The organism is Rossellomorea sp. H136, from assembly GCF_056838065.1.
Genome location: NZ_CM166371.1, coordinates 4,938,746 through 4,951,904 on the forward strand (window position 1 = coordinate 4,938,746; position 13,159 = coordinate 4,951,904).

A 13,159-nucleotide genomic window follows, 5' to 3' on the forward strand; every position below is an offset into this window, starting at 1 on the left:
CTCGTAAACCTGGCAAATTAAACATAGGATGGATTAGGCCAAAAGAAATATGGGTAAAAAAAGAATACTTATTCTTCTTCGCCGCTACTGATGACTTTTTTCATTTTTTTCGCAAAGTCTTTTCTGGGAATCATGACACTGTGGCCGCAGCCTACACATTTGATGCGAATATCCATTCCCATACGGATCACTTTCCAGCGGTTCGTACCACATGGATGCGGCTTTTTCATTTCTACAATATCATTTAAAGTGAATGTCTTGGGCTCCACTGGATTTTTCCTCCTTATTCGCTTTCAAGTTTTCTTTGCTTTTCTTGCACGTGGCTGGATATCTTCCTGATCCTGACGTGAATACATCACCATACGAGGGAATGGAATTTCAATACCATGCTCATCCAGACATAGTTTAACCTCTTTACGTATCATTCTTGCCATATACCAATGTCTCATCGGAACCGTTTCAGCCACGATTCGGATGACCACATCTGATGCTCCCAGGGTTTGAACACCCAAAAGTTCAGGTGGATTCACGAGATCTTCATATTTTTGCGGTAAAGCAAGGAGAAGCTCCTGCATCACTTTCTCTGCTTCTTCTATATTTTCTTCATAGGCAATACTGACATCTACAACCGCAATGCTGTTGTGAATGGAGAAGTTCGTTACTTCCGTAATATTACCATTGGGGAAGATATGTAATTCCCCGGTCCAGCTTTTGATCTTTGTCGTACGAAGGCCGATTTCTTCAACAGTACCTTCAGCAGAACCAATTCGAACATAGTCACCTACTGAAAACTGGTCCTCGAATATTATAAAGAAACCGGTGATGATATCACGAACAAGGTTTTGTGCACCGAAACCTACCGCCAGACCGACAATCCCAGCACCGGCAATCAGCCCTTTCACATCAATATCAAGAGTCGATAGAATCGTCATTAAACTAATAAAATAAATAACATAGGTTAATACATTCTCTAATAGTTTCGATAACGTGGCTTCCCGACGCTCCGTAAATTTAAGAGGTGAACGGGACCGGACCCTGAACACATTTCGAATGGCTGACCTTCCCAGCCTTAGAGCGATATAGGTAATGACCATGATCGCCACAATTTTTATCGCCCCTGATCCCAAGGCAATCCATAATTCATTATCAATAAGTTTTTGAGCTGCTTCACTATCTTTTATTTTTTCTACGGTTTCTTCAACTTCTGTTTTAGTACTCGACATATATACCGAACCTCCACTTATCGTTCAATAAGAAGTATTCCTTATTTTATCAACTTTCCCTCTCCTTGTGTAGATATAACCTCATATTAATATAGTTTCTAGAAAATTTTTATTTTATGAAAAATCCAACCATATTATGTATGAAAAAAAGAAATCGTCCGTATACTGATAATACTTAGAAAATATGATTATGGTAGTCACGTCCGACAAAGTATGTTCACTATAAAATTCCCCTTAAACATATCCAAAGGAGTGGAAGCGATGAATCTAAAAAAAGGACTATTTGAACGAAGACCTGAACCCTTCAGAGTCCTTCATCAGGAAGAGCGTGCGGCACAGGATCTTTCCGTTCAATTGTCGTCGATGCTTCCCACTTACTATCGTACAAGACCCATTGTCTTCGTATGTATTGGCACAGACCGTTCAACAGGGGATTCATTAGGCCCATTAGTTGGAACCTTAATAGAGGAACAAGATATCAAACCATTTCATGTATATGGAACGCTGGATGATCCGATCCATGCAGTAAACCTGGAAGAGAAGCTGAGTCAAATTGCCGCTAAACATATCAATCCTTTTATTATCGGTGTAGATGCCTGTCTTGGTCGATTAAAAAGTGTCGGCGCCATTCAATTAAGTGAGGGGCCATTAAAACCTGGTGCAGGCGTAAATAAAGAGTTACCAGAGGTTGGAGAGATTCACTTGACCGGAATCGTGAATGTAAGTGGATTTATGGAATTCTTTGTGTTACAAAATACACGTTTGAATCTTGTGATGAAAATGGCAAAGACGATTGCTCAAGCCATTGTGCTGGCAGGCGATTCAGTTGAACGCCGCAACGCCGTCAGTATTGAAAAATGGCGGGAAGAATTACAGCAATAAAAGGGAGATGATCCAGTTACGTTCTGGGTTATCTCCCTTTTCACTTATTAAATATACAGGTGGTATGCGTGTATGATTCCTACGACCAATCCCACTACGATGATCCCGGGAAGTAAATTGGCGACCCTGATCTTCGTTACACCGAGGAGATTGAGTCCAATCGCAAAAATCATGATTCCTCCCGTTGCGGTCATCTCTACAATATAGGCATCCATGAGCTCTTCTGGAACCCACTGATGAATTTGAGTCGCAAATAAAGCAATGAATCCTTGATAAAGGACGACAGGAATCGCCGAAAACATGACACCGATTCCTAAAGTCGTCGTTAGGATCAGCGATGTAAAGCCATCAATGATCGACTTCGTCAGCAGAACATCATGATCGCCCCTGATACCGCTATCCAACGCACCTATTACTGCCATTGCTCCAATAACAAAAATAAGGGTAGCTGTGACAAACCCTTGAGAGATGGATGTTTCTTTATTACTGCCCAGCTTCTTTTCCAACCAGTTACCCAATGAGTTAAGCTTGTCCTCCAGGTTCATCCACTCTCCCCATGCAGCACCCAGAGCCAGGCTGATGATGACAATGAGAAAGTTTTCACTTTTCAATCCCATCTGTAGCCCAAGGACTATGACAGCTAAACCAATCGCTTTCATGACAGTTCCCTTCATATCTTCCGGGATGCGATGAAGGACCTTACCCAGGAGAGTTCCGATGATAATACATACTCCATTTACCAGCGTTCCTAATAGTACCATGACGTTCTCCTTATCTGTCCGAAAAATTCTTTTCCTGTTCTTTGATAATTATTTCCCAAAGAATAGTGTACCTTCTATGTACCATATGGAAGAGGACTGGCTTAATTGGTATAGGTTTACCTTTTAAGCCAGTCCTTTTCCTAAGTGGTTACTGCAATAATTCCAAAATCCGGTCGAGATCTTCTTTCGAAAAAAATTCGAGCTCGATTTTTCCTTTTTTCTTTGATTGTTTAATCGTGACCGTTGTCCCGAAGCGCTCGCGTAGAAGGGATTCCTGTTCCTGAATGAAAACATCTTTTCGCTCTGTATTTTTTGTTTCACGTGGAACATTCTCATTCAGTTCTTGAATGATTTTTTCTAATTGGCGAACGTTTAATGATTCTTTAAGGATACGATTTACAACGGTTGATAGATTTTTCTTATTTTTCAACCCAAGAAGTGCACGTCCATGTCCCATCGTTAACTTACCTTCTGAAATAAGCTCCTGAATAGGGGCAGGGAGGGATAGTAAGCGAATATGATTGGCAATATGAGGTCTGCTCTTTCCTAACCTCTTCGCTAATTCCTCCTGAGTGAGCTTTAGCTTATCCATCAGCATTTGATAAGCAGCGCCTTCTTCGATCGGTGTCAGATCTTCACGTTGAAGGTTTTCTAATACGGCAAGCTCCATCATTTGTTGCTCATTCAATTCCCGGACTACGACAGGAGCCGATTCTAATTTAGCCGCTTTAGCTGCACGATAACGGCGTTCCCCAACGACAATTTCATACCCTTTGATCGTTTTACGCACAATGATCGGTTGCAGGATACCGTGTTCTATGATTGAATCTTTTAATTCTTCAATTGCTTGCGGCTCAAAGATCTTTCTTGGTTGATATGGATTCGGCCGTATTTCTTTCAGGCTCACTTCTTGCACAGACTCTTCATTTTGTGTTGTTTGGATATTGGTGAAGAGAGCATTGATGCCCTTTCCTAAACCTTTAGCCATTCGCCGCCACTTCCTTTGCTAGTTCTAAATAAACTTCTGCTCCCCTGGACTTCGCATCATAGATGATAATTGGTTCACCATGACTGGGCGCTTCACTTAAACGAACGTTACGTGGAATAATTGTGCGATACACTTTATCTTGAAAATATTTTTTAACCTCTTCAATGACCTGGATTCCCAGATTGGTTCTCGCATCAAGCATCGTAAGCAGTACACCATCGATCATAAGGTCATGATTCAGATGCTTCTGAACTAAACGAACGGTACTTAAAAGCTGACTCAATCCTTCCAGAGCATAATATTCGCATTGAACCGGTATGACGACAGCATCTGAGGCTGTTAAGGCATTGATTGTCAATAATCCTAATGATGGTGGGCAATCAATGATAATATAATCAAATTCGTCTTTTACTTTCTCTAACGCTTTCTTTAAACGTACTTCACGGGATATGGTTGGAACAAGTTCAATTTCTGCTCCCGCCAATGAAATCGTTGCAGGTACAATGGATAAATTCTCGACTTTTGATTGTTTAATGGTTTCTCTGACATCGACATCATCTACCAGCACATCATAGATGCACTGCTGGACATCCCCTTTTTCCACACCTACACCACTAGTGGCGTTTCCTTGAGGATCAATGTCTACCAGTAAAACCTTTTTCCCTATATAAGCTAAGCAAGCCCCCAAATTGACGGATGTTGTGGTCTTTCCCACTCCACCTTTTTGATTTGTAACGGCTACTATTCTGCCCAAGGTTGTCACCTACCTTTTGACTTCCTAAGATTCACTAAATTTTTTACAGTATTCTTCTATTCTATCAAAATTCTTCGTTAATTGTCTGTCAATTTTTCAAAAAGTACAGTGTTTCTAAAAATAGGAAATTACGAACTGTTCATTCGTCATTAATCGATCGTAAACCCTCTGATTCGACAACAAAAAAAGTGAGAAACCAATCCGATATGTTTCTCACTTTTAGACTACGAATCTATTTTTTTTTAGGAATACGGATGGTGAATTGATAGAATTCCTCATGCTCTTCTTCTTCAGAGTCCAGATTGATTCCGCTGTCCGATACCATGGAGAGAGATTGACGAATCGTATTCACAGCTATTCTCATATCCTTACTGAATGCTTTTCGTTTCGGTTTTGGCTTTTGAGTCGTTCCTTCTTGCATTTTCACAACCCGGTCTTCGGTTTGTTTGACATTCAAGCTTTTTTCAATGATTTCTTGAAGGAGCTGAATTTGTTTTTCAGCATTCTTCAGAGGAATCAATGCCCTGGCATGACGTTCTGTAATCAGTTTATCTAATAAGGCTGATTGAATTTCTTCTGGAAGCTTTAGGAGACGAAGCTTGTTCGCCACAGTCGATTGTCCTTTTCCTAAGCGTTGAGCAAGGGCTTCTTGAGTTAAATCATGTAACTCCAACAGTTTTCCATACGCAATGGCTTCTTCTATAGGAGAGAGCTCTTCTCTTTGTAAGTTTTCAATTAATGCAACAGATGCTGTTTCTGTATCATTAAGATTCTTTACAATGGCCGGTACAGTGTCCCAGCCAAGCTTCTGAACGGCTCTGTATCGACGTTCACCTGCAATGATTTCAAACTGCTCATCATCGTATTGTCTAACCACAATCGGTTGGATAATACCATGAGTATGAATCGTTCTGGATAACTCTTCTATCTTTTCATCATTGAACACTGTTCTTGGTTGAAAGCGATTAGGGATGATTTGTGAGACGGGTATCTTTTTCACTTCATCTCGATCTTCTTCCACTACATTTGATTCTTCAGATTCAACATCTTGCTCCTTTTCACCTAGGCCAAAAAAACGAGAGAAAGGATGCTTCATCTTCCTACACCACCTTTAAGAAACTCCCTTTATTAATATTCTCTAAAATATGGCAAGTTCCTGCCTGTGCCGAGATTTTCAAAGCATTGTTACTGTCATGGCAGGAGTACTTTTCATATTATTCTAACGGTAATTTATTGGGTGTCCCAGGTTTTCTGGGATATTTATTAGGCGTTTCTTTCACTTTGTCGATCTTCACGATATTTCGTTCACTTTCCTCTTCCGGTAATACGAAGGAATACATTTTATCTGTTTGTCCACCCAGCATGCCAATTGCTTTCTTCGCATTGGATAGTTCCTCTTTCACATTTGAAGCCTTCATCGCTACAAATAAGCCGCCCTTTTTAACAAGTGGTAAACATAGTTCACTTAATACAGACATTCTGGCTACTGCTCTTGCTGTAACCATATCATACTTTTCACGATGAGCCTTGTTTTTACCAAAAGTCTCTGCACGATCATGATAGAAGTTCGTGTTTTCAAGTCCTAACTCATCTGATAAATGGTTTAAGAACGTAATCCGCTTGTTCAAGGAGTCAACAATCGAGATATGTAAGTGCGGGTAGCATATTTTAAGAGGGATACTCGGAAAACCGGCTCCTGCCCCAACATCACAAAGAGTTGTCACCTGCGTGAAATCAACATAAAAAGCTGCACTGATTGAATCGTAAAAATGCTTTAAATAAACATCTTCCTTTTCTGTGATGGCCGTCAGGTTCATTTTTTCATTCCATTCAACCAACAATTCATAATAGCGCTCAAACTGATTTAATTGCTGAGGAGAAAGGGAGATACCCTTCTCCTCAAGCATTGACTGAAATTCATTTACATTCATGAAATTACCTTCCTTCGCCTCTATTGATCACCTGATACTTTTGCAATTTTCCCTTGCTCGATATAGACGAGTAAAATAGAGATATCTGCAGGATTCACTCCGGAAATCCGGGAAGCTTGTGCAAGAGAAAGAGGCTGAACCTCGATTAATTTCTGTCTCGCTTCAGACGCTAAACCGCTAATCGCACTGTAATCAATGTTTTCAGGAATTCTTTTGTTTTCCATCTTCTTCATTTTATCGACCTGTTGAAGAGATTTTTCAATATAGCCTTCATATTTCACTTGGATTTCCACCTGTTCCTCTACATCGGAATCTAACTCGATTTCGCTTGGAACGAGTGATTTAATATGACTATAGTTCATTTCAGGGCGCTTCAGAAGATCCGCTGCTAATATACCGTCTTTCAGCTCGCTTCCGCCTGCTTCACGGATAACGGCTTGTGTTTCGTCAGTCGGCTTAATACGGATTCCTTCCAGGCGCTTTTTCTCTGAAGAAATTGCTTCTTTTTTCGCTGTAAAACGTTCGTATCGATCATCGGAGATTAATCCTATTTTATGACCTATATCAGTCAGGCGGAGATCGGCATTGTCATGACGAAGCAACAGGCGATATTCAGCACGGGAAGTCAATAGGCGATACGGTTCGTTCGTTCCTTTTGTTACAAGGTCATCGATTAAAACCCCGATATATGCATCAGAACGGCTTAAGATAACCTCTTCTTTATCCAGGGCACGGCAGGCAGCATTTATACCCGCCATCAGACCTTGTCCAGCTGCTTCTTCATAACCGGACGTTCCATTGATTTGTCCCGCTGTATAGAGATTTTTTATTTTTTTCGTTTCAAGGGTAGGCCACAATTGAGTCGGTACGATGGAATCATACTCAATGGCATACCCGGCACGCATCATCTGTACTTTCTCAAGACCCGGGATGGTTTGAAGAATCTTTTGTTGTACGTCTTCAGGTAAACTCGTTGATAATCCCTGCACATAGACTTCTTGTGTATTTCGTCCTTCCGGCTCCAAGAAAATCTGATGACGCGGCTTATCATGAAAACGTACGACTTTATCCTCAATGGAAGGACAGTAACGCGGTCCGGTTCCTTTAATCATTCCAGAATACATTGGTGAACGATGCAAGTTGTCATCAATCAATTGATGAGTGTGTTCGTTCGTATACGTTAACCAACATGGAAGTTGATCGGTGATATATTTCGTCGTTTCATAGCTGAATGCACGGGGAACATCATCACCTGGTTGAATTTCTGTTTTCGAATAATCGATTGTAGAACTATTCACACGTGGTGGAGTCCCTGTTTTAAAACGAACAGTATCAAAGCCTAATTCATGTAAATGATCAGAAAGTCTGATGGAAGGTTGTTGATTATTAGGACCGCTTGAATATTTCAGATCTCCTAATATGATTTCACCACGCAGGAATGTACCCGTTGTAATGACGACTGTTTTCGCGCGGTAGGCAGCACCCGTCATCGTTACGACACCTTTACATTCATCATCTTCCACAATCAATTCTTCAACCATTCCTTGTAGCAAGGTCATGTTCGGTTCATTTTCAATCGTGCGTTTCATTTCATGCTGATAAAGGAATTTATCCGCCTGAGCCCGTAATGCCCGGACAGCTGGACCTTTTCCTGTATTCAACATTCTCATTTGAATATGTGTTTTATCTATATTACGCCCCATTTCTCCACCCAGAGCGTCAATCTCTCTTACAACGATCCCTTTTGCCGGTCCACCAACAGATGGATTACATGGCATAAAGGCGACCATATCCAAGTTAATGGTAACCATTAACGTTTTAGCCCCCATACGGGCGGAAGCAAGTCCTGCTTCTACTCCGGCATGGCCAGCACCAATGACAATGACATCATATTGCCCTGCGTCATATTGCATGGTTTATTTTTTCCTCCTTGTAGGACCTTGAATTTACAGTCCACATTATAATAGTATTTATTTCCCTAAGCAGAATTGAGAAAACAGCTGATCAATCAGACTTTCATGAACGCTATCCCCAATGATTTCACCTAAAAGCTCCCACGTTCTGGTTAAGTCAATTTGAGCGATATCGATGGGAGTTCCCATTTCCACGCTATTGATGGCTTCATTAATCGCAAGGGAAGCTTGATTGAGTAGAGCGATATGGCGGCTATTGGACACATATGTCATATCCCCCGCTTCAATGGAACCCGCAAAGAATAAAGAAGAAATGGCTTCTTCCAACTCATCGATTCCCTGTTCTTCAAGTAAAGCCGTTGTGACCAGCTGATGATTTTCCGCCAGTTTTCTTACTTTATCTATATCGATCTTCTGAGGCAAATCTGTTTTGTTCACGATGACAATAACGTCCATTCCTCTTACCGCTTCGAATAGCTGTTCATCCTCAGGAGTCAATTCGTCCGCATAGTTGAGCACGAGTAAAATTAAATCGGCTTCTTTTAATACTTGTTGTGAACGTTCCACACCGATTCGTTCGACGATGTCTTCTGTTTCACGAATCCCTGCCGTATCGACCAGACGTAACGGAACACCGCGTACATTCACGTATTCCTCAATCACATCCCGGGTTGTTCCGGGGATATCGGTTACAATCGCCTTGTTTTCATGAACAAGACTGTTTAATAGAGATGACTTCCCTACATTTGGCCGTCCGATAATCACGGTAGAAAGACCTTCTCTTAGAATTTTACCCTGCTCCGATGTTCGCACCAACTTGTCAATTTCATCCCGGACATGTTTCGATTTCTCCAACAGTACGTTATGCGTCATTTCTTCTACATCATCATACTCCGGATAATCGATATTCACTTCTACATGAGCAAGTGTTTCAAGAATTTCCTGACGAAGCTTTCGAATCAAATTGGAAAGTCGGCCTTCCATTTGATTAAGGGCTACATTCATCGCCCGATCGGTTTTTGCACGAATAAGATCCATCACCGCTTCTGCCTGGGAAAGGTCAATTCGTCCGTTCAAGAATGCCCGTTTCGTAAATTCTCCCGGCTCTGCAAGGCGGGCTCCATTTTTCAATACGAGCTGCAATACTTTATTGACCGACACAAGTCCTCCATGACAGTTAATTTCTATAATATCTTCACGGGTGAATGTCTTGGGCCCTCTCATCACAGAAACCATGACTTCTTCCACCACTTGCTCCGTGTCCGGATCGATAATATGTCCATAATGAATGGTATGAGAAGCAAAGTCTTTCATAGAGTTCCCTTTCATTCCCTTAAAGACCTTATCACCGATATCGAAGGCTTGATCACCGCTTAGACGCACGATCGCAATCGCCCCTTCGCCCATCGGAGTAGAAATAGCAGCAATTGTATCAAACTCCATTGTATTCACCTCTCTTATTTCTTCGTTGATCTATTTATAAATGAATTATAGTAAAGAGCAAAGTTTCCCCAAATTATTAGAATATCACAATCCTATTTAATACTAAAGAAAGGAAACCCTCTATATCGTCACCAAATAATGTTATCCACACCGATAACACTTCATCTCTATTATTTTAACTTATCCACATGTGAATAACAATAAACCCGGATGAAAATAAGAATCCACAGAAACGGCAGTAGACAAAATCCCCAATAAGCTCCCTTCTACAATCAGCTTCCTGAAAGCAAAAAAAACGATCCCCCGAAAGGAATCGTCTCTTATTTATTTTGGAGCAATTACAATGTAACGATTGGGTTCTCTGCCTTCTGAGTGTGTATCAACACTAGTCGAATCGACTAATGCTGTGTGAATCACTTTTCGTTCATAGGAAGGCATTGGTTCTAATGAAACGGAACGATGTGTGCGCAATGCTTTCTCTGCTAAACGTTCAGCCAGGTTTGTTAATGTTTGCTTTCGTCTTTCACGATAGTTCTCCGCATCTAAAAGGATGGTGATGAACTGATCGGAAACCCGATTTGCAATCAGTTGAGTTAAATGTTGAAGGGCATTCAACGTTTGTCCTCTTTTTCCTATTAATAGAGCCATTTTTTCACCGGAAATGTTGAACTCAACATCTCTTCCATCTCTTTTCACTTCAATGGTAGCATTAACTCCCATTTCATGTGCCACTGATAGAAGAAAATCTTTTGCTTCATTTACCGGATCAATCGCTTTTTTGACTTGAACGACAGCAGGTCTTCCACCAAACAATCCGAACAAGCCTTTTTTACCTTGATCAATGACGTCAATCTCTGCTTCTTCTTTGGTGATATTCAGTTGAGACAAGGCTGATTCAATGGCTTCTTCCACCGTTTGACCAGTCGCTTCTACTTCTCTCACTTTTTCTTTCCTCCCGAATTCCCACCAGCTTTAGCGGTTTGCGCTTCTTTGATTTCAGGTCCTTTAATGAAATACGTTTGAACAATCATAAATAGATTTCCGACTACCCAGTAAAGGGATAGAGCTGCAGGGAAGTTAATCGCAAAAATGATGATCATGACCGGCATAATGTAAAGCATCATCGCCATTTGCGGATTTTGATTCGCTGTACCCGCCATCATTAATTTCTGTTGGATAAACGTCGTTATACCTGCTACTAAAGGTAAAATATAGTACGGATCCGGGTTACCAAGATCAAACCACAGGAAATTATGAGCTTTAATTTCTTCTGTTCTCACGATCGCATGGTAGAAACCAATTAAAATCGGCATTTGAACGATCAATGGGAAACAACCCGCCAGCGGATTAACCCCGTGACTTTGGAATAAAGCCATCGTCTCTTGTTGAAGCTTTTGTTGAGTTTGTGCATCTTTAGAGCTATATTTTTCACGCAGCTTTTTCATTTCCGGTTGCAAAGCCTGCATGGCTTTTGAATTTTTCGTTTGTTTAATCATTAATGGCAGAATCGCTAAACGAATAATCAATGTAACAATGACAATGGCCAATCCATAAGAACCATTCATGAACTCAGCTACCATTGTAATTAATTGTGATAAAGGATAGACAATATATTCATTCCATATTCCGCTACTCTCAGGTGTTATAGGCTGATTGTATTCCGTACAACCTGATAGTATAGCCATTAGCCCAATGATTCCCATCAGGGCTATAATTCTCTTTTTCACCCTTAATTTCCTCCCTACTAATATCTTTCAAATTAATGTAAAACAGGTCTTCCGTACTTAAAAAGAACAATCTCTCGTATTGTAACATCTTTTCATAGGCTTGTGATGACGAAACCTGTCAATATCGTAAAATGTTATGACTTCTTTCTAACATGTTTTCCATTAGAGGATCTTTTCAACACTTTTCCTCTTTTCAGAACATGGGTGAGGCTGCCCTTCACCTCATGGAAATTCATTTCGGCCGCCGGTTTTCTGGCGATGATTAAGTAATCGTACTGATTTTTTACTTCTTCTTGTAATTCTAAGAAAGCCTGTCTGACATACCGTTTAATTTGGTTTCGACAAACAGCGTTTCCAATTTTCTTACTTACGGAGATTCCAATTCGAAATGGTTGAGGCTCTTCTTTCTTCAATAGATATAAGACGAATTGCCGATTTGCAAAGGATGTTCCTTTTTTGAAAATCTCCTGGAACTCTTTATTCTTCTTCACTCTCTGATCTTTCCGCATTGACCACACCTACATTTTTGTCTTGATGTATCCTCGACATTATTGGCTCATTCATTTGAAATTATAAGGTAATTTTTCTCTTAAAACAAAATACGAACGAGCCAAATCGTCTTTCACTTGGGATAAAGGAAAAAAAAGACCACTGAGTCAGTTCAGTGGTCTAGGCAGATAATACTTTTCTTCCTTTGCTACGACGACGAGCTAAAACATTACGTCCGTTTTTAGAGCTCATACGTGCACGGAAACCGTGGTTCTTTTTTCTTTTACGATTATTTGGTTGAAACGTTCTTTTCATCTATGACACCTCCCTGAAGGATATCTTTATAAAAGTTAAAGACATTCCTCACTATTATAAAGACGGTACCCATGAAAAGTCAACACTCATATTATTTTTCTTTTTGATTCTGTTCTTACATTAATAGATTTTCTGAATTAACTCATTAGTAATCATAGTTGATATTTTCCAACAAGCAAGTACTGGTTGATTTCCGTTCCAATCAACTTACTGAGCATGCAGTTTTTAACATCGCCTTTTATCAATTAACTAAATTTCTTCTTGATCTTTAACCTTCTACAAATCTTATTTCATTTCCTTATCCAACCTGCCTGTGGATAGGATTCGACACCATTTTAAATTATCCACAACACATACTGACAACTTTTTCACAAGTTTATGGCTTGTGGACAAAATAATCCCACAAGGGCCAGGGGTTGTGGATAAAATTTAAAAAGCATTGCACCCCTTAGGATATTTTGATATGATTATTGTGTTTTCACTCTTAATAACTTTGTATACGAAAATGATTTATCCACAAAATGTGGATATCATGTGGGTAACTTATTCAGAGGGTTTGTAAAACGTTGTCCACAAGTGGTGGATATTGTCGAAAAACCATTTTCTTTCCTTATTATATATATTTTCCACATTCATTGTTTTGTATTTTTATAAAAAAGCGAGAGTTAACGGATTTTATAGCATGTAATTGTTGTACAGAAGTTATACAAACTGAGAAAAGGAGGGATCAGGA

General features: G+C 40.2%; 14 protein-coding genes. 1 reads left to right on the forward strand and 13 read right to left on the reverse strand.

Annotated features, from left to right (window positions below):
- Positions 1-68: 68 nt before the first annotated feature.
- Positions 69-269 carry a DUF951 domain-containing protein gene (locus ACYH0O_RS24730; RefSeq protein ID WP_034764770.1) on the reverse strand — a complete coding sequence of 67 codons (201 nt, stop codon included), beginning with the start codon at positions 267-269 and terminating at the stop codon, positions 69-71.
- A gap of 24 nt (positions 270-293) precedes the next feature.
- On the reverse strand, positions 294-1,223 hold the full coding sequence (locus ACYH0O_RS24735) for a mechanosensitive ion channel family protein (protein ID WP_482630716.1): 930 nt from the start codon (positions 1,221-1,223) through the stop codon (positions 294-296).
- 261 nt (positions 1,224-1,484) lie between these two features.
- On the opposite strand from ACYH0O_RS24735, the gene yyaC reads away from it, so the two are divergent.
- A complete protein-coding gene (yyaC, locus tag ACYH0O_RS24740; RefSeq protein WP_482630717.1) occupies positions 1,485-2,105 on the forward strand; it encodes a spore protease YyaC in 621 nt (206 codons plus the stop codon).
- A gap of 47 nt (positions 2,106-2,152) precedes the next feature.
- On the opposite strand, the gene ACYH0O_RS24745 is transcribed toward yyaC, so the two are convergent.
- The 11 genes from ACYH0O_RS24745 to rpmH all read right to left on the reverse strand — a co-directional run bounded on the left by ACYH0O_RS24745 (position 2,153) and on the right by rpmH (position 12,426).
- Positions 2,153-2,866 carry a DUF554 domain-containing protein gene (locus tag ACYH0O_RS24745; RefSeq protein WP_482630718.1) on the reverse strand — a complete coding sequence of 238 codons (714 nt, stop codon included), beginning with the start codon at positions 2,864-2,866 and terminating at the stop codon, positions 2,153-2,155.
- A gap of 148 nt (positions 2,867-3,014) precedes the next feature.
- Positions 3,015-3,854, reverse strand: a complete 840-nt coding sequence (locus tag ACYH0O_RS24750) for a ParB/RepB/Spo0J family partition protein (RefSeq protein WP_482630719.1) — start codon at positions 3,852-3,854, stop codon at positions 3,015-3,017.
- On the reverse strand, positions 3,847-4,608 hold the full coding sequence (locus tag ACYH0O_RS24755) for a ParA family protein (RefSeq protein ID WP_148970551.1): 762 nt from the start codon (positions 4,606-4,608) through the stop codon (positions 3,847-3,849). The genes ACYH0O_RS24750 and ACYH0O_RS24755 overlap by 8 nt, the downstream gene beginning before the upstream one ends.
- Positions 4,609-4,840: 232 nt before the next feature.
- Entirely contained in the window at positions 4,841-5,704 is an 864-nt protein-coding gene (gene noc / locus ACYH0O_RS24760) for a nucleoid occlusion protein (RefSeq protein ID WP_149154947.1), read from the reverse strand.
- A gap of 118 nt (positions 5,705-5,822) precedes the next feature.
- Positions 5,823-6,539, reverse strand: coding sequence for a 16S rRNA (guanine(527)-N(7))-methyltransferase RsmG (gene rsmG, locus ACYH0O_RS24765; RefSeq protein WP_482630720.1), 717 nt, complete (start codon positions 6,537-6,539; stop codon positions 5,823-5,825).
- 20 nt (positions 6,540-6,559) lie between these two features.
- A complete protein-coding gene (gene mnmG / locus ACYH0O_RS24770) occupies positions 6,560-8,452 on the reverse strand; it encodes a tRNA uridine-5-carboxymethylaminomethyl(34) synthesis enzyme MnmG (protein WP_482630721.1) in 1,893 nt (630 codons plus the stop codon).
- A 57-nt stretch (positions 8,453-8,509) separates the two neighbouring features.
- The gene (gene mnmE, locus ACYH0O_RS24775; protein ID WP_482630722.1) at positions 8,510-9,895 is read right to left on the reverse strand and encodes a tRNA uridine-5-carboxymethylaminomethyl(34) synthesis GTPase MnmE; all 1,386 of its coding nucleotides are present in this window, start codon (positions 9,893-9,895) and stop codon (positions 8,510-8,512) included.
- Between the two features lie 324 nt (positions 9,896-10,219).
- The gene (jag, locus tag ACYH0O_RS24780; RefSeq protein WP_482630723.1) at positions 10,220-10,837 is read right to left on the reverse strand and encodes an RNA-binding cell elongation regulator Jag/EloR; all 618 of its coding nucleotides are present in this window, start codon (positions 10,835-10,837) and stop codon (positions 10,220-10,222) included.
- Positions 10,834-11,622 (reverse strand): YidC family membrane integrase SpoIIIJ, encoded by a 789-nt coding sequence (gene spoIIIJ / locus ACYH0O_RS24785; protein WP_149154952.1) that lies wholly within the window; start codon positions 11,620-11,622, stop codon positions 10,834-10,836. The genes jag and spoIIIJ overlap by 4 nt, the downstream gene beginning before the upstream one ends.
- A 134-nt stretch (positions 11,623-11,756) precedes the next feature.
- On the reverse strand, positions 11,757-12,131 hold the full coding sequence (gene rnpA, locus ACYH0O_RS24790) for a ribonuclease P protein component (RefSeq protein WP_149154953.1): 375 nt from the start codon (positions 12,129-12,131) through the stop codon (positions 11,757-11,759).
- A gap of 160 nt (positions 12,132-12,291) precedes the next feature.
- Positions 12,292-12,426, reverse strand: a complete 135-nt coding sequence (gene rpmH / locus ACYH0O_RS24795; protein WP_034764748.1) for a 50S ribosomal protein L34 — start codon at positions 12,424-12,426, stop codon at positions 12,292-12,294.
- Positions 12,427-13,159 lie beyond the last annotated feature (733 nt).

Coding starts and splice junctions, on each gene's coding strand:
- yyaC (WP_482630717.1), top strand. CDS start 1,485: ATGAATCTAAAAAAAGGACTATTTGAACGAAGACCTGAACCCTTCAGA.
- rsmG (WP_482630720.1), bottom strand. CDS start 6,539: ATGAATGTAAATGAATTTCAGTCAATGCTTGAGGAGAAGGGTATCTCC.
- rnpA (WP_149154953.1), bottom strand. CDS start 12,131: ATGCGGAAAGATCAGAGAGTGAAGAAGAATAAAGAGTTCCAGGAGATT.
- rpmH (WP_034764748.1), bottom strand. CDS start 12,426: ATGAAAAGAACGTTTCAACCAAATAATCGTAAAAGAAAAAAGAACCAC.
- noc (WP_149154947.1), bottom strand. CDS start 5,704: ATGAAGCATCCTTTCTCTCGTTTTTTTGGCCTAGGTGAAAAGGAGCAA.
- ACYH0O_RS24745 (WP_482630718.1), bottom strand. CDS start 2,866: ATGGTACTATTAGGAACGCTGGTAAATGGAGTATGTATTATCATCGGA.
- mnmG (WP_482630721.1), bottom strand. CDS start 8,452: ATGCAATATGACGCAGGGCAATATGATGTCATTGTCATTGGTGCTGGC.
- ACYH0O_RS24735 (WP_482630716.1), bottom strand. CDS start 1,223: ATGTCGAGTACTAAAACAGAAGTTGAAGAAACCGTAGAAAAAATAAAA.
- ACYH0O_RS24750 (WP_482630719.1), bottom strand. CDS start 3,854: ATGGCTAAAGGTTTAGGAAAGGGCATCAATGCTCTCTTCACCAATATC.
- mnmE (WP_482630722.1), bottom strand. CDS start 9,895: ATGGAGTTTGATACAATTGCTGCTATTTCTACTCCGATGGGCGAAGGG.